We start from the raw sequence: 24506 nt of genomic DNA, 5'->3' as shown, positions 1-24506 counted from the left end.
TCCGAATGGGGCAACCCGGTACGAGTTATGTTGTACCATCCGAAAGGAAGACAGACCTGGTGAACTGAAACATCTAAGTAGCCAGAGGAAGAGTAATCAAATGCGATTTGCTCACCATAGGGCTGAATGCAAATGCGCAGGATGCTTTCTGTACTGCAAGGCAGAGGAGGGAGGCATGGCGGTGGCCATGTCGACTGACGATAACGCAGCAGGACGGGAAGCAGACCAGCAGATGCGTCAGATTTATGGTGAGTGAATCGCGGAGATTCCCTCAGTAGCGGCGAGCGAACAGGGAAGAGCCCAAACCGGACATCTTCGGATGACCGGGGTTGAGGACCAGCATCAAGTCAGTCAGGGATAGTCGAACAATCTGGGAAGGTTGAGCACAGACGGTGAAACTCCGGTAGACGAAATCCAGAGCTGATGGGCTGGTATCCAGAGTACCACGAGACACGTGAAACCTTGTGGGAAGCAGGGTGGACCACCATCCAAGGCAAAATACGACGGAACGACCGATAGCGCATAGTACCGTGAGGGAAAGGTGAAAAGAACCGCGGGAGCGGAGTGAAATAGAACCTGAAACCGTATGTCTACAAGCAGTCGAAGCACTTTATAGGTGCAACGGCGTGCCTATTGAAGAATGAACCGGCGAGTTAATTTCAGAGGCGAGGTTAAGCGGGAGACGCGGAGCCGAAGCGAGAGCGAGTCTGAAAAGGGCGCAAGTCTCTGGGATTAGACCCGAAACCACAGTGATCTATGCATGGCCAGGTTGAAGCTCAGGTAAAAATGAGTGGAGGACCGAACCCGTGAGTGTTGAAAAACTTTGGGATGAGCTGTGCATAGGGGTGAAATGCCAATCGAACGTGGAGATAGCTGGTTCTCCCCGAAATAGCTTTAGGGCTAGCCTCAGGTGACACATGGAGACGGTAGAGCACTGATCGGGTAAGGGAGCGTAAAGCTTACCGAGCCTAGTCAAACTGCGAATGGCTTCATGAGAAGAGCCTGGGAGTCAGAATGCGAGTGATAAGACCCGTATTCAAAAGGGAAACAGCCCAGACCGCCGACTAAGGTCCCGAATGCTGTACTAAGTGGAAAAGGATGTAGGACTTCCAAAACAACCAGGATGTTGGCTCAGAAGCAGCCACCATTCAAAGAGTGCGTAATAGCTCACTGGTCGAGAGGCCCTGCGCCGAAAATATCCGGGGCTCAAGTACAGAACCGAAGTCGCGGCATGCAAATGCATGGGTAGGGGAGCGTTCTTAATTGGTTGAAGGTTGACCGGAAGGACAGCTGGACGATTAAGAAGTGAGAATGCCGGTATGAGTAGCGAAACGATCCGTGAGAATCGGATCCACCGAAAGCCTAAGGGATCCTGAGCAACGCTCGTCGACTCAGGGTAAGTCGGGACCTAAGCCGAGGCATAAAGCATAGGCGATGGACAACAGGCGAAAATTCCTGTACTGCATGATGTTGTTTGAGGATGGAGTGACACAGCAAGGAGCTTGAGCACGCGATTGGAAATGCGTGTCGAAGGCGGTAGGCTGCAAGAGAGGCAAATCCCTCTTGCAAGGCCGAGAACTGACAGATAGGAGCGTACTTCGGTACAATCTGAATTCAAGCGTACTACACTGTCGAGAAAAGCTTCTAACGAGACATCATGTACCCGTACCAAAACCGACACAGGTAGGCGGGGAGAGAATCCTAAGGTGCGCGGGAAAACCCTCGTTAAGGAACTCGGCAAAATGCATCCGTAACTTCGGGAAAAGGATGGCCGGAGCTGGTGAAGACCTTCGCGGTTGGAGCTGGAGCCGGCGACAGAAGAGAAGCCCAAGCGACTGTTTACCACAAACACAGGTGCCTGCTAAAGAGAAATCTGACGTATAGGTGCTGACACCTGCCCGGTGCTGGAAGGTTAAGAGGAGAGGTCATTCGCAAGAAGAAGCTTTGAATTGAAGCCCCAGTAAACGGCGGCCGTAACTATAACGGTCCTAAGGTAGCGAAATTCCTTGTCGGGTAAGTTCCGACCCGCACGAAAGGTGTAACGACTTGGGCACTGTCTCAACGAGGGACCCGGTGAAATTGAAATACCTGTGAAGATGCAGGTTACCCGCGACTGGACAGAAAGACCCCATGGAGCTTTACTGCAGCCTGACATTGATTTTTGGCATGTAACGTACAGGATAGTTGGGAGACGGAGAGGATAGGCCCCCAGGCTTATCGGAGTCGCTGTTGGGATACCAACCTTTATGTGCTAGGGATCTAACTCGAGAAGTAACGAAGCTGAGGACAGTATCAGGTGGGCAGTTTGACTGGGGCGGTCGCCTCCGAAAGAGTAACGGAGGCGTCCAAAGGTTCCCTCAGCGCGGACAGAAATCGCGCGAAGAGTATAAAGGCAGAAGGGAGCTTGACTGCGAGACATACAGGTCGAGCAGGTACGAAAGTAGGGCTTAGTGATCCGGTGGAATGAGAGTGGAATTGCCATCGCTCAACGGATAAAAGCTACCCTGGGGATAACAGGCTAATCTCTCCCAAGAGTCCATATCGACGGGGAGGTTTGGCACCTCGATGTCGGCTCATCACATCCTGGGGCTGAAGCAGGTCCCAAGGGTTGGGCTGTTCGCCCATTAAAGTGGTACGTGAGCTGGGTTCAGAACGTCGTGAGACAGTTCGGTCCATATCCATCGCGGGCGCAAGATACATGAGGGAGGCTGCTCCTAGTACGAGAGGACCGGAGTGGACGGACCGCCGGTGAACCAGTTATGCCGCCAGGTGTAGAGCTGGGTAGCTGCGTCCGGAAGGGATAAACGCTGAAAGCATCTAAGCGTGAAGCCCGTCCCGAGATGAAGTATCTCATAGCGTAAGCTAGTAAGACACCTTGAAGAAGACAAGGTCGATAGGGTAGGTGTGGAAGTGCCGTAAGGCATGAAGCTGACTACTACTAATCAGTCGAGGGCTTAACTTAAGCAGGGAACATCGTTTGAAGGAACGCAAGTGACGCGCAAACGATTGTGAATCGCTTATGCAAAATCTGCTTGCAGATTTTGTAGACCTCTAAGACGTAATGAGGTTGAGTGATTCAGTCCTAGAACTAAAATGTTCGTGCAGCGTAATTTCTTCTGTATAGTTTTGAGTGTGCATGAAGCACCTGCGAAAGCGGGTGCTTTTTTCGTACTGAAGACAAAATCCCTGCAAGAAAAAAGGGCTTCACCATCAGGTGAGCCCTTCCTTTCTTGCAGGGATTTTGTTATTTTTGACCGAGCACTTCTCCCTTTATGGCTGTTTCCATCAGGAAGTTCTGTGCGGCTACCGGCGTGCTGCCCTTGCGGCACGAAGCGCGGACATACGAGCCGTCGGAACGCATCAGATAGGCTTTCTTATTGTCCTTGATATAGGTGTTCAGGATGGCCCGCAGGCGTCTCTTGTGCGCCTTGCCTGCCACCGGGATCATGAGTTCCACGCGGTTGTTGAGGTTGCGCGGCATCCAGTCAGCCGAGGAAATGAAGACATCATCCTTGCCGCCGTTGCGGAAGTAGAGGATGCGGCTGTGTTCGAGGAAACGTCCTACGATGCTGCGTACATGGATGTTCTCACTGACGCCTTTGATGCCCGGGCGCAGGACGCAGATGCCGCGGACGATGAGGTCAATCTTGACGCCGGCAGCAGAAGCCTCGTAGAGCTTGGCAATCAGGAAGCGGTCGAGCAGGGAATTCATCTTGGCCGCGATATAGGCTTTTTCACCGTTCTGGGCGTGACGGATTTCCTGGTCAATCTCAGCCATGATGGTTTCGCGCAGATTGAGCGGCGCGACGATGAGCTTGTTCCATACCGGCGGGTCAGAGAAGCCCGACAGGAAGTTGAAGAAGCGGGAGCCGTCCATGCCAATCTCATTGTCACAGGTCAGGAGGCCGACATCGGTGTAGATCTTGGCCGTGGAGCCGTTGTAGTTACCCGTGGCCAGGTGGCAGTAACGACGGATGCCGTCTTCTTCGCGGCGGATGACCATCGTGATCTTGGAGTGCGTCTTGAGTCCGAGGATGCCGTAAATGACGTGGCAGCCGGCTTCTTCAAGCAGTCTGGCCATGAGGATGTTGTTCTCCTCGTCGAAACGAGCCTTGACCTCCATGAGGACCGTGACTTGCTTGCCGTTGCGGGCAGCTGCGGCGAGGGCTGCGATGATCGGGGATTTGCTGCTCACGCGGTACAAGGTCTGCTTGATGGCAAGGACATTGTCGTCGTAGGCCGCCGTATGGATGAACTGTTCGACGGTGTGGAAGCTCTCGAACGGATGGTGCAGCAGGATATCGCCTTCGCGGATAGCCTTCCAGATATCCGGGGCCTTGCGGGCTGCGAGTTCGATGGACGGACGCGGGATAAAGGGCTTGTAGCGCAGGTGATCGAAGCCTTCGATGTTGGCGAAGGACGAGAAGAATGCAGCGCCGAGCGGTCCCTGAATCGTGTAGATATCGCCGTCTTCAAGCTCGAGTTCCTTCTGGAGAATCTGGCGCGTCTCGGCAGACGTGCTCTTGGCGATTTCCAGACGTACCGCAGCGCCCTTGCGGCGTTTTTCCAGAGACTTTTCGACCTCGGTCAGCAGGTCGTCGACATCTTCGCGGATATCGAGATCGGCATCGCGCGTGATGCGGAACGGCGTTGTTTCGAGAATCTCGTAACCGGTGAAGAACCGGCTGGCAAAGTAGCTCAGGACATCTTCGAGATAGAGAAAATGCAGCGTATCCGGCAGCTTGATGAGGCGCCCGAGGATGGCCGAAGGCACCGGCAGGATGGCCAGGCGGATGTCCTCTTCTTCATGGCGTTTGAGATGCACGGCCAAGTTCAGGCTCTTGCTGGCGAGGAAGGGGAAAGGGTGTGAGGGATCGACGGCCATCGGCGTGACAATCGGATAAATCTCGCGCTCAAAGAATTCCGTCAGCCAGAGTTCCTGCTGGCGCGTCAAGTCAGTCGGGCTGATGAAGTGGATGCCTTCGCCCTTGAGCTCGGCGAGTATAAGACGCAGGCAGCGGTCGATGTCATGAATCTGATTATGCGCGAGGCAGCTTACGGCTTCCATCTGGCCGCGTGGCGTCAGACCGCTGATGTCGTGATGGTCGATGCCGCTCTCGAGCAGATGCTTGAGGCCGGCCACGCGAATCATGAAGAACTCATCGAGGTTGGAGCAGGTGATGGCGATGAAGCGAAGGCGTTCCAGCAGAGGATTCTCCTTGCTCAGTGACTCGCGCAGGACGCGCTGGTTGAATTTGAGCCAGGTGCATTCACGATTCAGATAGTATTCCCGCTTGTGGAAGTCAATGACGTCCACCGCTCGTTCCTGTTCGTTCTCTTTCTTTTTTTTCATGGGTTATTTCCTCCTAAGAACCGGTTCAATGCCGAAAATTTCACAGAAAAGTACCGATGCGCGCTGGAAGGTCCAACGAATCAGCGAGATATCATCTTCGGCGGTGTATTCGACAATCAGCTGCTCGCGGACCAGGCGGGCGGATACGTTCTTGATCTTGCCGCTGTGGCCCTGATCGAGGGCATCGGCCAGGCGCAGGATGGCGCAGCATTTATCGGCGATGATCTCCTGATCGCGCGTGAGTTCCTGGTAATGCCGGTCATGACGGTCTGGATTATCCTTGTTGTAATAGTAATCGATGCAGGCGATGATTTCCTTTTCGGCATCGGTGATGCCGAAAATATCGGTGCCGAGGATGATCTGCCACGAATATAGCGTGTAATTGCGCAGATTGACGAATTTTCCGACCTCATGCAGGATGGCACTCATGCGCAGCAGCATGCCCTGCCGTTCGGTCAGGCCATGGACGTTGCGCAGGGCTGTGAAGAACATGGCCGCGTATTCCTCGATGCGGGATCCATGGTCGAGATTGCAGCTGTAGCGTGCTGCGATGCTGTGGGCAAGTCCGAGCAGCAGCTCGTTCTGTTCCTCGATGGCCTGGGGCGACTGCTTGATGGCACCGCACCAGACGGCATAGCTCATGAGGAAGGTCGTATCGATGACGAGAATGGACTCGATGTGCATCGTGCGCACGACCTCTTCGTAGAGCAGCAGGGTCGGCAGCAGGAGCTGGGCGCGCTGTTCGTTGAGATTGAATTCGTACATGAGTTTGCGCGTTGTCAGAGGGATTAGAGAAGTCGTCATGGACAGGAAGGCATCCGGGTCGATTTGGATGGGATAGGAATCCTTCTTTTGTGCCAGCAGCGAAGCAAAAATGCGCGCCTCAAAGCCTGAAAGCACCAGCGTGTGGATTTTGGCGTGCTCGATGCTGCTCCAGAGCGGCGACAAGGAGGCATGGATGTAGTCGCGTACGGCAGCGGGGAACATGATATCGGAGCGTTCTTCCTGGCTAAAATGCTCGAGAATGCTCAATCGTCCGCTGGCGATATTGGTCTGGAAGAGCAGATTGCCGTTCTGCCAGCCTGTGAAGCCCACACCACCGGAGGTGACATCGAGCAGCAGGACCGGTTTCTTGCCAATTGCTTCATGGTTTTTCTTGAGTTTCTGATGCAGGGCAAAGAATTTGTAGTAAATTTCTTCCGTCATATCCGCAACGTGGAAGACGAAGCCCGTGCGCAGTTTCAGGAGGTCGAGGATGCCAAGGCTGTTTTCTGCCTCGCGGATGGCCGTAGTGGCAATCGGGTAGACCTCGGTGACCCCATAATCGGCGAGCAGCTGGCGGAATCCTTGCAGGACACGGCAGAGCTCATGAATCGAAGCGAAGGAGAGGCGCTGGTGATGAAAAATCTCTTCGCCGAGCGGGATTTCCTTATTGGCTGCTTCGATGATCTCGCAATCCGTCGGCGAGCGGTAGGCCACGATGGCCACACTTGTGTGGATTGAGCCAATATGCACGACACCGAAGGTCGTTTTTCTCTTCATAACAATCTACATCCTTTCGGGTAAATCAAGGGCGTGATTCACTGCCTGTATTAAACTTATGATAACACGTTTTATATGGGAACATGCATCTCAATTGTAATGTTTTTGTAAATTTTTTGTATATATCCGCAGACAATTGTTCGAATCCATGAAGGGAAAGATGGACCGTGCATTTCTAATCTTGAAGCGGGTCTTGTGAATTGATATACTGAAAGGAAAGAGAGTTATGGTCAGGAAGGGGATTTTTATGGAGAGAGTGGCAATCATCGATATGGGATCCAATTCAATCCGCTTTATCATCATGCAGATTGCGGAGAATCATTCCTATCGCCTGGAATATCAGCAGAAAGAAGCCATCCGCCTGGGACGCGGGATGTCAGAGACGGGGAAGCTCAATCCTGCCGGTGTCAAGCGGGCGATGGAATGCCTCAAGGTCTACCGCCACATGATGGAGGTCATGAAGATCACGAAATGCATCGCCGTGGCGACGGCTGCTGCCCGCAATGCCAAGGACGGCCCGGCCTTCATCGAGCGCATCAAGCGCGAGACGGGCATCGAGGTCACGGTCATTTCGGGCGAGCGCGAGGCGTATCTCGGCTATCTCGGCGTGGTCAATACGATTGCCGAGGACCATTACCTGCAGTTTGACCTCGGCGGTGCTTCCATCGAAGTCTCGCTGGTCGAGCACCGCAAGATCGTGGAATCCGTATCCGTACCCATTGGCGCCGTAACGGTCACCGATGCCTTCAATCTGTCGGACAAGGTGACCACGGCGGCTCTCGACCGCTGCAAGAGTTTCATCCAGGAAAAGTATGAGACGATGATCCCCTGGGCCAAGGGCGTGAATCTTCCCATCATCGGCGTGGGCGGCACCGTGCGAAACCTCGCCAAGATGGACCAGGCCCACACGAATTACCAGCTGGCCCGTATCCATAATTACATCATCCCGCGCAAGCGCTTTGACGACAATTACAATGCCATCATCAAATCGAGCCTTGCAAACCGCCGTCGCATGCGCGGTCTTTCGACGGAGCGAGCCGATATCATCGTGGCTGGCGCGCTCATCATCCGCTGCCTCGTGGGGTTTGCCGGGGGACGCGATCTCATCGTCTCCGGCTGCGGCCTGCGCGAAGGCGTCTTCTACGAATACTACGGAGAGAAGTACGGGCAGGGGCCTGTCGTACAGGATATCCTGCGCGCCAGCGTGAAGAATTATCTCGGCACGACGGAGTGCCAGCCGGAGCATCTGGCGCGCGTGCGCGATCTCGCACTCAGCCTCTTTGACCAGCTGCGCCCGCTGCACAAGGCAGGCAGGCGCGAGCGCGAACTCCTCGAAGTGGCCGCTTCGATGCACGATTCGGGCAAGACCATCAATTACTATGAGCACGCGCGCCATTCCGCCTTCATCATCGCGCATGCTCCAATCTATGGCATGCGTCAGAAGGAACAGCTCATCGCGTCCTTCATCGCGGGCTTCCATCACGGTATCAGCAACAAGATCATGCGTTCCTACCGCTACGCGATGATGCTGACGCAGGAAGACTGGCAGCTCGTGCGCAGGCTTTCCCTGCTGCTGGCTTTGTCAGAAGCCGCCGATGTGACGTATGAAGGCGTCGTCACGGGCTTTGACGTCACAAATGACGAAGAGGGCGTCGTGCTGGCCGTTCGCAGCGGTAAAGGTACCTCGCATAGTGCGGCGGACTTTGAAATGAAAACGTATGCTAAGCAATTCAAGAAGGAATATGGCAAACCGCTCATCATTCTCTGGCACAAAGACTGAGGTTGACAAGCGGACGCCCTTTTGCTAAACTCGTAATAGCAATGATGAAGAAGAGTAGCCTCAAAGCTAGCGAGACGGCGATGGTGCAAGGCCGTCAGGGAGGCGAAAGGCACTTCGGAGCAGAATCCCATAGCTTGAGGTGGGTTTTCCCTGGGAAAACCAATCAGGGTGGAACCGCGGTACTTGTCATGCAAGTCTCGTCCCTGTAACGTCACGTTGCAGGAACGAGACTTTTTTGTTTCTGTAACAATTTGGAAAAGGAGTTGTTCCCATGAAATTTCAGGAAATCATCCTGGCCCTGCAGAAATTCTGGTCGGAGCAGGGCTGCATTCTGGCAGAACCGTACGATGTGGAGAAGGGCGCCGGCACGATGAATCCGTCGACCTTCCTGCGCGTGCTGGGCCCGGAGCCCTGGCATGTCGCTTATGTCGAGCCTTCGCGCCGTCCGGCCGATGGCCGTTATGGCGATAATCCGAACCGCCTGTATCAGCATCATCAGTTCCAGGTCATCATGAAGCCGTCGCCGGACAACATCCAGGAGCTCTACTTAGAGAGTCTTGAGCGTCTCGGCATCGACCCGAAGCAGCATGATATTCGCTTCGTCGAGGATAACTGGGAATCGCCGACGCTCGGCGCCTGGGGCCTGGGCTGGGAAGTATGGCTTGACGGCATGGAAATCACGCAGTTCACGTATTTCCAGCAGGTCGGCAGCCAGGATGTGCGTCCGGTGGCTTCGGAGATCACGTACGGCCTCGAGCGTCTCGCCATGTACATCCAGGGCGTCGAGAATGTCTACGACATCCAGTGGACGGATGATTACACGTATGGCGATGTCTTCCATCAGAACGAGTACGAGCAGTCGGTCTACGCCTTCGACCTTTCCGATGAGGCCCTGCTCTTCGATCTCTTCGACAAATACGAGAAGGAAGCCGTGCGTATCATCGAGAAAGGCTACGTCCATCCGGCTTACGATTACGTGCTCAAATGCTCGCATACCTTCAATCTGCTGGATGCCCGCGGTGCCATCTCGGTTTCGCAGCGCGCCGCTTTCATCGGCCGCGTCCGCAAGCTCGCGCGCCTTTGCGCCGAGTGCTATCTGAAACAGCGTGAAGAGCTCGGTTATCCGATGCTGCATAGAGGGGAGAAGTGAGCATGGCTAAGGATCTGTTATTTGAAATCGGCACGGAAGAGATTCCGGCCCATGTAATGCCGGGCACCCTGGCCCAGCTCAAGGAACATGCGGAAAAGGCATTCAAGGAGAACCGCATCGCCTTTGATGCCATCCGCACGCTCGGTACGCCGCGCCGCACGGCACTTCTCGTCAAGGGCCTAGCGGAGAAACAGGAAGATGTCACGAGCGAGAACCGCGGCCCGTCCGTCAAGATTGCCTTTGATGCTGACGGCAAGCCGACGAAGGCTGCACAGGGATTTGCCCGCGGTCAGCACGTCGCGCCGGAAGACCTCGTCGTCAAAGACGGCTATGTCTATGCGGAAGTCCATGAGGAAGGCCAGCTGACGGCAAAGCTCCTCGAGACGCTGCTGCCGGAACTCGTCTGCGGCCTCTCCTTCCCGAACAACATGCGCTGGGGCGACCTCGACTTCAAGTTCATCCGCCCGATCCGCTGGTTCGTTGCCCTTTATGACAAGGATGTCATCCCGTTTGAGCTCGCCAACGTCAAATCGGGCCGCACGTCCCGCGGCCACCGCTTCCTCTCGCAGGGCGATTTCACGATTGATTCGGCCGCTGACTACGAAGCGGCCTGCGAGGAGAACTTCATCATCGTCGATCAGGATAAGCGCAAGGCTATGATCCGCGAGCAGATTGAGGAAGTCGCCAAGGCGAATGGCGGCCAGGCCGAGATTACGGAAGACCTGCTCGAAGAAGTCCTCTATCTCGTGGAGTATCCGACGGCCCTCTGCGGCAAATTCGAGGAAAAATACCTGCAGCTGCCGCCGGAAGCTGTCATCACGCCGATGCGCGACCATCAGCGTTACTTCCCGGTCAAGACGGTCGAGGGCAAGCTGCTGCCGCTCTTCATCACCGTGCGCAACGGCGGCAGGGAATACCTCGAGACGGTTCAGCACGGCAATGAGCGCGTGCTGCGCGCCCGCCTGGCCGATGCCCAGTTCTTCTTCGATGAAGACCGCAAGAAGAGCCTCGAGGAGCATCGCGACAAATTAAAGACCGTCGTCTTCCAGCAGGGCCTCGGCACGATGTACGAGAAGACGGAGCGCCTGGCTGTTCTCGCAGACTTCATCGCCGACGAACTCCATGCCGATGAGAAGGCACACAAGCACGCACATCGCGCGGCACTGCTCTCGAAAGCCGATCTCGTCACGGGCATGGTCACGGAGTTCACCGAACTGCAGGGCATCATGGGCCGCGAGTACGCAAAGCTTGACGGCGAGTGCGAGAAGGTGGCCATCGCCATCGACGAGCATTACAAGCCGCGCTTTGCCGGTGACAGCCAGCCCGCTACGACGGCCGGCCGCATCGTGAGTACGGCTGACAAGATCGATACGATTGTCGGCACGTTCAGCCTCGGCAAGATCCCGACGGGCTCGCAGGATCCGTTCGCCCTTCGCCGCCAGGCTCTCGGCCTCGTCAACATGATGATCGAAGCGAAATATCATCTGAGCCTTTCTGCACTCGTCAGCAAGTCGATGGACCTCTACGGCATTGCGGATGAGGCAGCTCGCGAAAAGATGCAGCAGGATGTGGCAGACTTCATGCGCCTGCGCCTCAAGAACGTCCTCGAGTCCGTCCGCTACGACGTGCTCGATGCCGTGCTCAGCAATGTCGATGACCTCTACGCCGTCGCTCAGCGTGCAGTGGCTGTGGAAGCATTCGTGGCAGGCAAGGATGCGGAGAAGGATATCCAGGCATTCGTGCGCGTGGGCAACCTGGCCAAGAAGGCCGGGCAGACTGTTGTGGATGCAGCGCTCTTCCAGAATGACGAGGAACGCGCACTCTATGCGGCCTATGAGGAAGCTGATAAGGCTGCTGCCGAGAAGCTTCAGGCCGAGGATTACGCCGGCGCCCTTGAAGCCTTCACGCAGCTTTCGCAGCCCATCGATGCCTTCTTCGATGGCGTCATGGTCATGGACAAGGATGAGAAAATCCGCGACAACCGTCTGGGACTGCTGAAAAGCATCGATGCACTCGTGAAGCGCGTGGCTGATTTCAGCAAGATCGTCACGGCCTGATGCCTCTGGCTCGATACCGGACCAGGCAATGACAGGAAAAGGACCTGATATCCGATGAAAACCGGATACCAGGCCCTTTCTTTTTCCTGTATTCTCAGGTGGTGCGTTTTGTTTTTAGGAAGCTTTGTTCTTCTCAAGATCGTATTCCAGATGTGTGCAGGCCTTTTCCTGATCGCCGTCGACCATGAGCACGTGTCCGTCAAACAGGACCAGGCGGTCGTCCCAGCGATACTGCACAGCATCGCTGCTGATGGAGAGTCCCGGCCGCTTCATGGAACAGCGCTGGCCGAACAGGAAGGCACGGCTGTCGTCAAGGCTGGCATAGATGGCCTCGCCGCTGAAGATGATCTCGTTTTCAACCAGGCGCGCATTGCCCTGCATCCAGATGGTGCGCAGATTGCTTGTCAGCTGTGCTTCATTGGCCAGCAGCATGCGGCTGCCGAGATCGATGCGCACGTTGCCGTGGCAGACGTAACGGCCTGTCTGTTCATCATAGCTCACCTGGTCGGCTGATACAGCCTCCGGCTGGCTGCGCCCCGGTGCCTGCAGGGTCTGCGCGGCCCCCGGGCGCGTGCCGGTGTGCAGGGCAATCAGCAAGACCAGGCAGAAGAGCAGGCATATTTTTCCTTTTCCCACGGGAATCACCTCATAATCGTCCAATTTTACACTTCTATTTTACTCCAGTCGTGATTATTTTGCAAAATAGGGGGCAAGCGATACGAAATAGGGGCAGGAAATCGGGCAGTCTTTCTCGTAATATAATAGATAGCGGGAACTTGAAGAGACGTGTCTCTGTGGTTCCTGTACACGCAAAATGGTTAAGACAAGAAGCTGATTGGCAGGAGGTGGGATGTGCCTTGAATATCCGAGAACGGACGGAAGAGCTGGAATACCAGCTGCTGGCACCGCAGGCGGCGAAAAGCAGGGCGGCGAAGCGCAAGCTGCCGATGGAGGAATGTGAGTTCCGCACGAAGTTCCAGCGTGACCGCGACCGCATCCTGCATTCCAAGTCATTCCGGCGCCTCAAGCGGAAGACACAGGTCTACATCGTGGCCGGCGATCACTATCGCACGCGCATGACACACAGCCTTGAAGTGGCGCAGATATCGAGAACCATTGCCAGAGGGCTGCGGCTCAATGAGGATCTGACGGAAGCCATCGCGCTCGGGCACGATGTCGGCCATACGCCCTTCGGTCATGCCGGTGAAGCCGTCATGAACGAACTGACGGGGCATTTTGCGCACAACGAGCAGAGCCTGCGCGTCGTGGAATTCCTCGAAAAGGGAGGCCGTGGACTCAACCTGACGTATGAGGTCAAGGACGGAATCGTCAATCACACGGGGCCGCATCTTCCCAAGACACTCGAAGGGCGCATCGTGCGCACGGCTGACCGCATCGCGTATCTCTGCCACGATTACGACGACAGCCTGCGCGCGGGATTGCTCAAGGACGGTGATTTGCCGCAGGAGGTCTACGACTGCTTTGGGCCGGATACTTCGCATATGATCACGAGCATGGTCGGAGACATGATTGAGAATTCCCGGGAATTGAAGGATGTCCGGCCCTCCCGCAGGGTGCAGGACGTCATGGATCATTTCCGCAGCTTTATGTTCGAGCATATCTATCTCTCGCCGGCGCTGGCCGATGAGCGGCGTCAGGCAGGCTTTGTGCTGCGGGCGCTCTACGCGTATTTCCTCGACCATTTCGAGGTACTGCCGGAAGAATTCCGGCAGCGGGAGAAGCGGTGGAGCCGCAGCCAGATCGTGACGGATTATGTGGCGGGGCTGACGGACAGTTATGCCGTCCAGCGATTCAATGAAATCTTCGTGCCGCCGGTGGGCCGCGTGCTGAAGGCGGGCTCCTGAGGCTGGCCGGGGATGAACCGTTTGCGCGATTGGTTGAAAACTTTCTTGCCGTCAGGCAGGTTTTTGGACAATCGTAGCGAATATACTACAAGTGCCAGAAGAATCGGCACAGGATGCATGCCAATAGAATGGAAGGATACAGCAAGGTGGATCGTATGCGCAATGAGGAGATGGACGATTTCGTCGAACGGGTCAATGCCCAGACGGATATCCTGAGCGTCGTACAGGGATATGTTCCCATGAAACGCAAGGGCAACCGCTACTGGGGCTGCTGCCCGTTCCATCAGGAAAATACGCCATCGTTCTCCGTCGTACCCGACAAGGGCTTCTTCTACTGCTTTGGCTGTCATGCGGGCGGCAACGCCTTCAAATTCCTTTCGATGATCGAGAACGTATCGTACTTTGAAGCCATCAAGCTCCAGGCGGAAAAGCTGGGGATTCCCCTGCCGGAGCGTCACAAGAGTCCGCAGGAATTGGCCCGTGAACGGGAGCGGAAGGATTTGCGCAAGGTCAATGAGCTCGCGCGGGATTTCTTCCACAATTGCCTGACGATGACGCGGCTCGGGGAACCGGGATTGGCATATTTCAAGAAACGTGGCATCCGTCCTGAGACGATTGAGGAATTTCAACTCGGTTTTGCACCACTTGCCTGGGATAAGTTGTCCACGGCTTTCTTGAAGCGTGGAATCAAGCAGGAATTTTTATTGGCAAGCGGCCTCGCGGCTGAGCGTCGTAACGGCAACGGCCTTTATGACAGATTCCGAGGCCGCGTCATCATCCCGATTGCGGATGAACGCGGGCGAGTGGTTGGATTCGGCGGCCGGGTCCTCGATGACTCGACCCCGAAATACTTGAATACGCCGGAAACCGTGATCTTCAACAAGCGGCGCATCCTGTTCGGACTGGACCGCGCTCACCGCGCCATCCAGCGCGAAGGATACGCCATTGTCGTGGAGGGCTACATGGATGCAATCTCTGTTTTTGACGCTGGCGTCGAAAACGTTGTCGCCTCTTTGGGAACGGCCTTTACGCCGGAACACAGCAAACTGCTCCTGCGCTATGCGCCGGTGATCTGCTTCTGCTACGACAGCGATGAGGCCGGCCAGAATGCGACGATACGGGCCCTGTCGATTGTCCGCGATACAGGAGCGGAGGTCCGGGTCATCGTCGTGCCGGATGGCAAGGATCCGGATGAATACATACGGAAGCACGGCGCAGAGGCCTTTCGCGTCCTCGTGCAAAAGGCCATGCCGCTCGTGGAGTACCGCCTGCACTACGTGCTCTCTCACATGCGTTACGATACGCTGGCCGGGAAGGTACAGGCCCTGCAGGCCATGATGCCCGTGCTCGCGGGCATCCGCAAGCCGGCTGAGCGCAGTGAATACGAAAAAAAGCTTGCACAGGCCCTGATGCTCGATGAGGGCGTCGTGCAGGCCGAACTGGCCCGCTATCGGCCGGAGGTCCTGCCGAAGGAGACGAAGGCCCCTGTGCGTCAGGCTGTCGTGCAGCAGGACGATGCCCTGCGCCGGGCCGGACGCATCGTCATCCGCATGGCCTGGCAGGATCCTGCCGTCCTCGCCCACGTGGAGACAATCCTCACGCTCGAGAAGCTGGCAGACCCCGTGCAGCGCGAAATCCTGCTGCTTTTGAAGCAGGGCCTTTCAGAGGGGCGTCCCGTGGATGAGGCCATGACGGCCGGCTTGAGCGATGAAGCGTCCGCAGAGCTTTCTCGCGCCCTCGTCGAGAATCTCGGGGGACGGGAGGAAACCCAGGCTTATGAGGACTCGCTCAAGGTACTCAAGAAAGCGGAGCTCAACGCATTGTATATGGAACACAGCCGCAGGGCCAATGAATACCTGCAGGCTGGCAATAAGGCGTATCTGGATGAATTGAATGAGGTAAATAAGATCAAACATGAAATGGATGAATGGTGAACTGTTGACGAATTTATGGATGGGACGTCTGGAAAGGGGGCAGTCGAATGGCTGAAAAGAAGACCGCAAAGGCTGCTGGCAAGAGCCGCAGCTCTGAGATCATAGAGAGCCTGTTATCGAAGGGAAAGAAGAATGGTGGCACGCTGACATATGGAGAGTTGGTGGATGCCCTGCAGACGCAGGATCTGTCGCCGGATGAGATTGACGCCATGTACGATATGTTCAGCAAGCGTGGCATCGAGATCGTGGATGATTCCAACAGCGATTCCCATGATGACGATGTGGATATGGATGTGGACAAAGCTGACGAAGATGTGGAAATCGACCTCAGCGTACCGGAAGGTGTCAGCATCGATGATCCTGTGCGCATGTACCTCAAGGAAATCGGCCGCGTCCCCCTGTTGACAGCAGAAGAAGAGGTTGCACTGGCCAAACGCATGGAGGCTGGTGATGAAGAAGCCCAGAAGCGCCTGGCGGAAGCTAACCTGCGCCTGGTCGTCAGCATCGCCAAACGCTATGTCGGCCGCGGCATGCTCTTCCTGGATCTCATTCAGGAAGGCAACCTGGGCCTCATCAAGGCCGTGGAGAAATTCGATTACAACAAGGGCTATAAATTCAGTACGTATGCGACCTGGTGGATCCGTCAGGCCATCACGCGCGCCATCGCGGACCAGGCCCGTACCATCCGCATCCCGGTACACATGGTCGAGACGATCAACAAGCTCATCCGCGTGTCGCGCCAGCTCCTGCAGCAGCTCGGACGTGAACCGACCCCGGAGGAAATCGCCAAGGAAATGGAGATCAGCGTCGAGCGCGTGCGCGAGATCATGAAGATCGCGCAGGAACCGGTGTCGCTCGAGACGCCAATCGGCGAGGAAGAGGATTCGCATCTCGGCGATTTCATCGAAGACCAGGATGCAACGGCACCTGCCGATGCGGCTTCATTCATGCTGCTCAAGGAACAGCTCGAGGACGTCCTCGATACGCTGACGCCGCGTGAGGAAAAGGTTCTGCGTCTGCGCTTCGGACTCGACGATGGCCGTGCCCGCACGCTCGAAGAGGTCGGCCAGAATTTCGGTGTCACGCGCGAGCGCATCCGCCAGATTGAGGCCAAGGCCCTGCGCAAGCTGCGCCATCCGAGCCGCAGCCGCAAGCTCAAGGATTTCCTGGACTGAGTCAGGATTTGAGATTCGTGCATAAAAATAACCTGTTTCATGTTTGGCATGGAACAGGTTATTTTTTGTATCAACTAAAAAAAATTTTTTGCGTTTCTGACACAGGAAAGCGGGAGACCGGCGCTGGATGTTCTGGCCATGACGTATATTTGCCAGATGGAACAGGACAATTTTTTTGTCGGCAGGTATTGACATATCCCTGTACACACCCTATAATAATATCTGTTGTTGATATTCCTCGATAGCTCAGCCGGTAGAGCACCTGACTGTTAATCAGGCTGTCGCAGGTTCGAATCCTGCTCGAGGAGCCATAAGCATTGTAAGGGTGTAACAGTTGTTACACCCTTTTTGTTATGTTATGATAGTGTCATAGTCTGAAAAGGGGGACTTCCTCATGCATCTTGATGATCGACTGCAAGCGTTGGCCGACTTTGTTCCGGAGGGCAGCCGCGTGGCGGATATCGGCACCGATCACGGGTACCTGTCCATCGCGCTCGTCCAGGCGGGAAAAGCGGATTTTGTCGTGGCCAGCGACAAGAATGCCGGCCCCTTCGAGGCTGCGAACCGCACGGTCCGGGAAGCCGGGCTCATGGACAAGATCTCCGTGCGCCTCGGCGACGGACTCGCCACCGTGAAGCCGGGTGAGGTGGATACGGTCTGCATCGCCGGCATGGGCGGCGTGCTCATGACGGACATCCTGAACGCATCACAGGATGTCGTCGCGAAGCTTACGACACTGATTCTGCAGCCTCAGAGCGCAGCAGCCGAACTGCGCCGCTGGCTCTATCACAGCCACTGGCATATCGTCGACGAGTCGTTGGCCATCGCGGATGGCCGCATCTATGAGATCATCAAGGCCGAACGCGGCAAGCGCAAGATGCCGGAGGAGATCCTGCTGGAGATCGGACCCGTGCTCTGGGAAAAGAAGCCGCCGCTTCTGCGCCATCACATCGAATCGCTGCTGTTCCAGCAGCGGCGCGTGGCCATCGGCATGGAAAAGAGCAAGCGGGCCCTGTCCTCCAAGAAGTATCAGAAAGTAAAAGATCGCATCAAAGAGTTGGAGGCGCGTTTATCGTGGTAAAATGTCAAGTCATACTCGATGCCATCGAGCGCATCGCACCCAGGCATCTGGCGGAGGAATGGGACAATCCCGGTCTTTTGGTCGGCAGCCCGGCACAGGAGGTCGGCAGGATCCTCGTGGCGCTCGATGTCAGTGATGAAGTCGTTCATCAGGCCATCGAGCAGGGCGCGAAACTCATCGTTGCCCATCATCCGCTCATCTTTCATCCGCTCAAGAAGCTGCGCACGGATCTGCCGCTTGGCCATCGTCTGTCCGTCCTGCTGAAGCATGATATCGCCGTCGTGGCGGCGCATACGAATCTCGACATCGCACAGGGCGGCGTCAACGATGTGCTGGCAAATGCCATCGGCCTTTCAAAGCTTTCGAGCTTCATCATCACGGAGCAGCATGAAGACGGCGCGGCCGAGAGCCTCGGGCGCATCGGCTTCCTGCCAGCGCCCATGACCATCCGCGACTTTGCGGCAAAGGTGCGCGAGGCACTGCCGACACAGCACGTGCGTTTCGTGGATGCCGGCGCCCGCCCCGTGCGTAGGGTCGCGCTCTGCAGCGGTGCCGGTGCAGAATTCATCGGCAAGGCGGCCATGATGGGAGCCGACGTTTACGTGACGGGCGATGTCAAGTATCACGACGCCCAGCAGGCAGCGGAACTCGGCATGCACCTCATCGATGCCGGCCATTTCGGCACGGAATTCCCCGTGGTCAGTGCACTGGCGGCGCGTCTGCGCCAGGAACTTCAGCAGGTACCGGGCGAGGTCCGGGTCCTTGAGGACCAGTCTTCCCGTGATTTCTTTGAATTAGCCTGACGATTATGCGTCGGAGAAAGCAGGGGAATATTGTATGGTCAAGAATGCTTTGCGGAAACACACGGCACGTTATGCTCAGATCACGATCGGCTGCACGCTTGTCTGCCTGGGCTTCAACTTGTTTTTGATACCGGCCCATCTGATGACGGGCGGTCTAAGTGGTATTGCACTCATTGTTTACTATTTGGCGGGACTGCCCGTCGGCATGCAGAATATCGTCTACAATCTGCCAATCCTTTATCTGGCCTATCATGTATTCGGCAAGCTCTATGCCGCTGATACGATCTTTGGCACGGTCGTGCTCTCCATCATCCTCGATGCGACGCACTTCATGGTGGATTGGAACGTATGTGCAGACCCGATGCTCAATTCGATTTTCGGCGGCGTGCTCGCCGGCGCGGGCTTTGGCATGGTCTTCCGCTCGAACGCCAATACCGGCGGACTCGACGTCATCGCCGCCATCACGAAAAAATATTATTCGATTGATGTCGGTACGGTCGTCTTCCTGTTGAACTTCCTTATCATCATCGGGTCCATGGTCCTGTTTGGCATCGAAGTGGCCCTGTTCAGCCTTGTGTCGATTTATGTGACGGCTGAGCTCACGAACCGCGTGGCCGCCGGCCTCAATCGCGAGAAATCCATCGTCATCGTCTCGCCGCAGGCCAAGACCATCTGTGCGGACATCATGGAGAATGTGCATCGCGGCGCAACGTTCATCGACGGCCGCGGCGGCTTCGCCGAGGAACCGAAGAACATCCTCTTCGTCGTCGTGAGCCTCACGCAGGTCAGCCGCGTCAAGACGATTGTCGATCATCATGACCCGCAGGCCTTCATGATTGTCTCGGATACCTCCGAGGTATCGGGCAAGGGCTTCACGCTCGAATGCGAGAGCTACGAGGATGCACGGCGCAAATGGAGGCAGACGCACGAAAAGCAGCTGGCCTTTCAGACGGGGAGCGGCCGGGATGCGGGAAACAGTTGACGGCAGGCGCGTTCCCCGCTATAATAAATCATATGTAAACACGTAAAATCCTTGGATGCAGAGCAGTAGGCGCGGAACGCCCAAAGAGAACCGGCGGCAGGTGTGAGCCGGTGACACGAAACGCTGAACTCGCTGCGGAGGAGCAGCTGGGAAACCCTTTTGGAAGGAAACGGCTGACGCCTGCCACGTTACGGCACCGAGAGGATGCTTCGGCATCAAGCAGGGTGGTACCGCGAATCATCGTCCCTGGCTGTCTGAAAAGACGGCCGGGGACTTTTTGTTTTTAGGAGGAAATCAGCATGGAAAGATATTCGCCGCAGGACATCGAGTCGAAATGGCAGCAGAAATGGGAAGCGGAAGAGGTCTACAAGACGGAAGCCGACCCCAACCGCCCGAAGTATTACGCACTTGAGATGTTCCCGTATCCGTCGGGCAATCTGCACATGGGCCATGTGCGCAACTACGCCATCGGCGATGTCATGGCGCGCTACAAGACGATGGAGGGCTTCAACGTCCTGCACCCGATGGGCTTCGACTCCTTCGGCATGCCTGCTGAGAATGCCGCCATCAAGCACGGCGTCAAGCCGGCCGACTGGACGTACAGCAACATCGAGAACATGGAGAAGCAGCAGAAGAAGCTTGGTCTTTCCTATGACTGGGACCGCGAGGTCAAGACGTGCGATCCGTCGTACTACAAGTGGACGCAGTGGCTGTTTGAGCTCTTCTACAAGCGCGGCCTCGCCTACAAGAAAAAGGCATCGGTCAACTGGTGCGACACCTGCGGTACGGTGCTTGCCAATGAGCAGGTCATCGACGGCAAATGCTGGCGCTGCGACCATGAGGTTCACAAGAAGGATCTCTCGCAGTGGTTCCTCAAGATCACGGATTATGCCGATGTGCTCTTAAAGGACCTCGACAAGCTCAAGGGCTGGCCGGAGCGCGTCAAGACGATGCAGGACAACTGGATCGGCCGCAGCGAAGGCCTCGAGTTCAACCTTGAGGCACCAGAGCTCGGCACCTCGATTGCCGCCTACACGACGCGTCCCGATACGGTCTACGGCATCACGTTCCTCGCGCTCGCTGCCGAGCATCCGCTCGTCGACAAGATCTGCGAGAACAATCCGAAGGCCGAGGAGATCCAGGCTTTTGTCAAGCGCACGCGCAATCAGAGTGAGATTGAGCGCACGTCGAGCGAGTCCGAGAAGGAAGGCATCTTTACGGGCGCTTACTGCATCAACCCGTTCAATGGCAAGAAGGTGCAGATCTGGGTCACGAACTACGTCCTCGCCGACTACGGCACGGGCGCCGTCATCGGCGTGCCGTCCGAGGATTCGCGTGACTGGATGTTCGCGACGAAGTACGACATCCCGAAAATCATCACGCTGCAGCCGCGTGACCACGAGCTCAAGCTCGAGGAGATGACGGAAGCCTACACGGACAAGGACGGCGTGCTCGTCAATTCCGCGGAATTCACGGGGCTCGATATCAAGGCTGCTATGAAGGGCATCATGGACAAGGCCGAGAAGGAAGGCTTCGGCAAGCGCCGCGTCAACTTCCGCCTGCGTGATTGGCTCATCTCGCGCCAGCGTTACTGGGGCGCACCAATCCCGGTCATCAACTGCCCGCACTGCGGCGAAGTCCTCATGCCGGAAAAAGACCTGCCGGTCATGCTGCCGGAGGACGTTTCGTTTGAGCAGGGCTCGCTCTCGCCGCTCGCGTCGAGTGAGAGCTTCGTCCACTGCAAGTGCCCGAAGTGCGGCGCCGATGCGACGCGTGAGACGGATACGATGGATACGTTCATCTGCTCTTCGTGGTACTATCTGCGCTATACAGATCCGCACAACGACAAGGAGCCGTTCGCCAAGGACAAGGTCAACTACTGGGCACCTGTCGACCAGTACATCGGCGGCATCGAGCACGCCATCCTGCATCTCCTGTACTCACGCTTCTTCACGAAGGTGCTGCACGACGCCGGCCTCGTCGACTTCGATGAACCGTTCACGAACCTCCTGACACAGGGCATGGTCCTCAAGGACGGCTCGAAGATGTCGAAGTCCAAGGGCAATGTCGTTTCGCCGGAGGAAATCATTGCGAAGTATGGCGCCGATACAGCACGCCTCTTCATCCTGTTCGCCGCACCGGTCGACCGCGACCTCGAGTGGAGCGACCAGGGCGTCGAGGGCTCGTACCGCTTCCTCAACCGCGTCTGGCGCATCCTCGGCCACTTCGAAGACGCCATCAAGAACGGCCCGGAGAAGTACGACATCACGAAGCTCACGAAGGACGAGAAAGATCTGCGCCGCGTCCTGCATGTGACGATCCGCAAGGTTACGGAGGACGTGCGCGACCGCTTCATGTTCAATACGGCCGTATCGTCCATCATGGAGCTCGTCAATGCCTTCTATGGCTTCCAGGACAAGGAGCTCAACGCCGGCCTCGCCCGCGAGGTGGCCGAGAACCTCATCAAGCTCCTGGCCCCGTTTGCCCCGCACATTACGGAAGAGCTCTGGAGTCGCCTGTTCGCCGGTCAGGGCAGCGTCCATCAGCAGAAATGGCCTGCTTACGATGAAGCGGCCACGAAGCTCGATGAAATTGAGATCGTGCTGCAGATCAACGGCAAGGTCCGCGACAAGATCACGATCCCTGCCGATACGGACCGCGCGGGCATGCAGGAAATCGCCATGAAGCTGCCGCGCACGCAGGAGCTCACGGCTGGCAAGGAAATCGTCAAGGTCATCTGCGTGCCGAAGAAGCTTGTCAATATCGTGGTCAAGGGCTGAGCCGTCAGCAGGCTGCCTGGCCGCTTATAGAAAATGCCGCATCTGGTCAAAACGACCGGCTGCGGCATTTTCATTGTGATACCAGGGACTCGCAAGAAAGACTTTCTCCGCAACCGGGGATATGATATACTAATTTTTGTTTTACGAAACGGGCGGCAGGAATGCCAGGTCAGGGGCCAAAGAGCCAAGAAAGGAAGAGAACATGAGCGTATTGGAAGTATCCCATCTGTCCCACAGTTACGGTGGCCGGGAGATTTTTGAAGATGTATCGTTCCGCCTGCTCAAGGGGGAACATGTGGCACTCGTCGGTGCGAACGGCGAGGGCAAATCCACATTCATGTCCATCATCACGGGCAAGCTGACGCCGGATGCGGGGACCGTGACCTGGGCGAAGCGCACGAAGGTCGGCTACCTTGACCAGCATGCCGAGCTCAAGGCAGGCATGACGATCCGCGAGACGCTGCGCACGGCATTTGACCACCTTGTGCAGCTCGAGCAGGAGATGCTGGCGGTCTATGACAAGATGGGCGAGGCCTCGCCCGAGGAGATGGATCAGCTCATGAAGGATGTCGGCGACATCCAGGACATCCTCGATGCCGGCAGTTATTACACCATCGATGCGCGGATCGAGGAAGTCGCGGGCGGCCTGGGCCTCAGGGACATCGGCCTCGAGCGCAGGGTCGACGAGCTATCGGGCGGCCAGCGCACGAAGGTGCTTTTGACGAAGCTCCTGCTCGAGAACCCGGAGATACTGCTGCTCGACGAGCCGACGAATTACCTCGATGCCGAGCATATCAGCTGGCTGACGAACTACCTGCAGAATTATGAGAACGCCTTTATCGTGATCTCGCACGATGTGCCGTTCCTCAACGCCGTGACGAATGTGATCTGGCATGTTGACAACCTCAAGCTCACGCGCTACACGGGCAGCTATGAGAAATTCGAGGAGATGGCCGCACTCAAGCGCCGTCAGGAAGAAGCCGCCTACGAACGCCAGCAGGCCGAAATCAAGAAGGAGCAGGACTTCATCCAGCGCAACAAGGCACGTGTCGCGACGCGTGGCATGGCCAACAGCCGCCAGAAGAAGCTCGACAAGATGGAGGTCCTGACGAAGCGCCAGGAGAAGCCGAAACCGCACTTCCATTTCCAGCCGGACCGCACGCCGTCGCGCTTTGTCATCGAGGCCAGACGCCTTGTGCTCGGTTACGATACGCCGCTGACGAAACCAGTCGACATCAAGGTAGAGCGCAATAAGAAAATCGCCATCCGCGGCACGAATGGCCTCGGCAAGTCGACGCTCCTGAAGACCATGCTCGGCCTGATTCCGCCCATCTCGGGCGAGCTCGAACAGGGCGAGTTTGTTTCCGTCGGCTATTTCGAGCAGGAGGAAGCCAAGGGGAACATGAATACGGCGCTGGAGGAGCTCTGGCAGGAATATCCGGGCATGTCGAATTTCGAGGTGCGCGCGGCGCTCGCTTCGTGCGGCCTGACGAATGAGCACATCACGACGAAGATGACGGCGCTCTCTGGCGGTGAGGCCGCCAAGGTCCGCCTGGCCAAGATCATGCAGAAGCCGGTCAATCTGCTCGTGCTCGACGAGCCGACGAATCATCTTGATGTGGAGGCAAAAAAAGAGCTCAAGCGTGCGCTGAAAGAGTACAAGGGTACGCTTTTGCTCGTCTCGCATGAACCGGACTTTTACGAAGACCTCGTGGATGCTGTCTGGAACATCGAGGGCTGGTCGACGAAGATCATCTGACACATGTGTTTGTCCAAAAAAGAAGAAAATATCATAAATATAGGATATGCTGGCAGGATTCTTGAACAAGATGTGTTATAATGCAAATGTAAGAGAAAGATAAAGAACCGTCATGAGAGAATGCGGTTATGAGTCAGCATGTATCGTATCGCAAGATCAGGACACGTGACGGTTGCAGCCGCCATGTGTCTTTTTCATTGTGCACCGATTAGGCATGACAAAACCCCCAGTTCAACTGGGGGTAG

14 protein-coding genes, 1 tRNA gene, 1 rRNA gene and 1 other annotated feature (1 of these 17 running past the window's edge) are annotated in these 24506 nt (G+C 56.4%); of the genes, 13 read left to right on the top strand and 3 right to left on the bottom strand.

Features of this window, described 5'->3' with window-relative positions:
- Window positions 1-2962: ribosomal RNA gene (locus DWX75_RS03810) — 23S ribosomal RNA — on the top strand (it extends 287 nt beyond the left edge of the window).
- 282 nt (window positions 2963-3244) lie between these two features.
- Here DWX75_RS03810 and ppk1 read toward each other — a convergent pair.
- Window positions 3245-5353, bottom strand: coding sequence for a polyphosphate kinase 1 (ppk1, locus tag DWX75_RS03805; RefSeq protein ID WP_118015019.1), 2109 nt, complete (start codon window positions 5351-5353; stop codon window positions 3245-3247).
- Between the two features lie 3 nt (window positions 5354-5356).
- Complete coding sequence (locus DWX75_RS03800) at window positions 5357-6895, bottom strand: phosphatase (protein ID WP_118015018.1); 1539 nt, start codon at window positions 6893-6895, stop codon at window positions 5357-5359.
- A 247-nt stretch (window positions 6896-7142) separates the two neighbouring features.
- On the opposite strand from DWX75_RS03800, the gene DWX75_RS03795 reads away from it, so the two are divergent.
- From DWX75_RS03795 to glyS, 3 genes are all read left to right on the top strand, one after another.
- The gene (locus tag DWX75_RS03795; RefSeq protein WP_118015017.1) at window positions 7143-8675 is read left to right on the top strand and encodes a Ppx/GppA phosphatase family protein; all 1533 of its coding nucleotides are present in this window, start codon (window positions 7143-7145) and stop codon (window positions 8673-8675) included.
- Between the two features lie 271 nt (window positions 8676-8946).
- Window positions 8947-9825, top strand: coding sequence for a glycine--tRNA ligase subunit alpha (gene glyQ, locus DWX75_RS03790; protein WP_118015016.1), 879 nt, complete (start codon window positions 8947-8949; stop codon window positions 9823-9825).
- 2 nt (window positions 9826-9827) lie between these two features.
- Complete coding sequence (glyS, locus tag DWX75_RS03785; protein ID WP_118015015.1) at window positions 9828-11882, top strand: glycine--tRNA ligase subunit beta; 2055 nt, start codon at window positions 9828-9830, stop codon at window positions 11880-11882.
- 114 nt (window positions 11883-11996) lie between these two features.
- On the opposite strand, the gene DWX75_RS03780 is transcribed toward glyS, so the two are convergent.
- On the bottom strand, window positions 11997-12518 hold the full coding sequence (locus DWX75_RS03780; protein ID WP_158558757.1) for an LptA/OstA family protein: 522 nt from the start codon (window positions 12516-12518) through the stop codon (window positions 11997-11999).
- Window positions 12519-12739: 221 nt separating this feature from the next.
- Between DWX75_RS03780 and DWX75_RS03775 the strand changes: the two genes are divergently transcribed.
- The 9 genes from DWX75_RS03775 to DWX75_RS03735 all read left to right on the top strand — a co-directional run bounded on the left by DWX75_RS03775 (window position 12740) and on the right by DWX75_RS03735 (window position 24261).
- A complete protein-coding gene (locus tag DWX75_RS03775; protein ID WP_118015013.1) occupies window positions 12740-13747 on the top strand; it encodes a deoxyguanosinetriphosphate triphosphohydrolase in 1008 nt (335 codons plus the stop codon).
- Window positions 13748-13902: 155 nt separating this feature from the next.
- Complete coding sequence (gene dnaG, locus DWX75_RS03770) at window positions 13903-15681, top strand: DNA primase (protein ID WP_118015081.1); 1779 nt, start codon at window positions 13903-13905, stop codon at window positions 15679-15681.
- 47 nt (window positions 15682-15728) lie between these two features.
- Window positions 15729-16856 carry an RNA polymerase sigma factor RpoD gene (gene rpoD, locus DWX75_RS03765; protein WP_118015012.1) on the top strand — a complete coding sequence of 376 codons (1128 nt, stop codon included), beginning with the start codon at window positions 15729-15731 and terminating at the stop codon, window positions 16854-16856.
- 235 nt (window positions 16857-17091) lie between these two features.
- Window positions 17092-17167 (top strand) — tRNA-Asn (locus DWX75_RS03760).
- 83 nt (window positions 17168-17250) lie between these two features.
- Window positions 17251-17937, top strand: a complete 687-nt coding sequence (locus DWX75_RS03755; protein ID WP_118015011.1) for a class I SAM-dependent methyltransferase — start codon at window positions 17251-17253, stop codon at window positions 17935-17937.
- Complete coding sequence (locus DWX75_RS03750) at window positions 17931-18740, top strand: Nif3-like dinuclear metal center hexameric protein (RefSeq protein WP_118015010.1); 810 nt, start codon at window positions 17931-17933, stop codon at window positions 18738-18740. The genes DWX75_RS03755 and DWX75_RS03750 overlap by 7 nt, the downstream gene beginning before the upstream one ends.
- A gap of 34 nt (window positions 18741-18774) precedes the next feature.
- Window positions 18775-19722, top strand: a complete 948-nt coding sequence (locus DWX75_RS03745; RefSeq protein ID WP_118015009.1) for a YitT family protein — start codon at window positions 18775-18777, stop codon at window positions 19720-19722.
- 43 nt (window positions 19723-19765) lie between these two features.
- Window positions 19766-19973 (top strand) — a binding site (T-box leader).
- Window positions 19974-20021: 48 nt separating this feature from the next.
- Window positions 20022-22502, top strand: a complete 2481-nt coding sequence (gene leuS, locus DWX75_RS03740) for a leucine--tRNA ligase (RefSeq protein ID WP_118015008.1) — start codon at window positions 20022-20024, stop codon at window positions 22500-22502.
- A gap of 202 nt (window positions 22503-22704) precedes the next feature.
- Complete coding sequence (locus DWX75_RS03735; RefSeq protein WP_118015007.1) at window positions 22705-24261, top strand: ABC-F family ATP-binding cassette domain-containing protein; 1557 nt, start codon at window positions 22705-22707, stop codon at window positions 24259-24261.
- Window positions 24262-24506 lie beyond the last annotated feature (245 nt).

The sequence above is a fragment of the Mitsuokella sp. AF21-1AC genome (genome assembly GCF_003458855.1).
Taxonomy (GTDB): domain Bacteria; phylum Bacillota; class Negativicutes; order Selenomonadales; family Selenomonadaceae; genus Mitsuokella.
The sequence above is the reverse complement of the archived record's forward strand: the minus strand, read 5'-3'. Positions and strand labels throughout refer to the sequence as shown.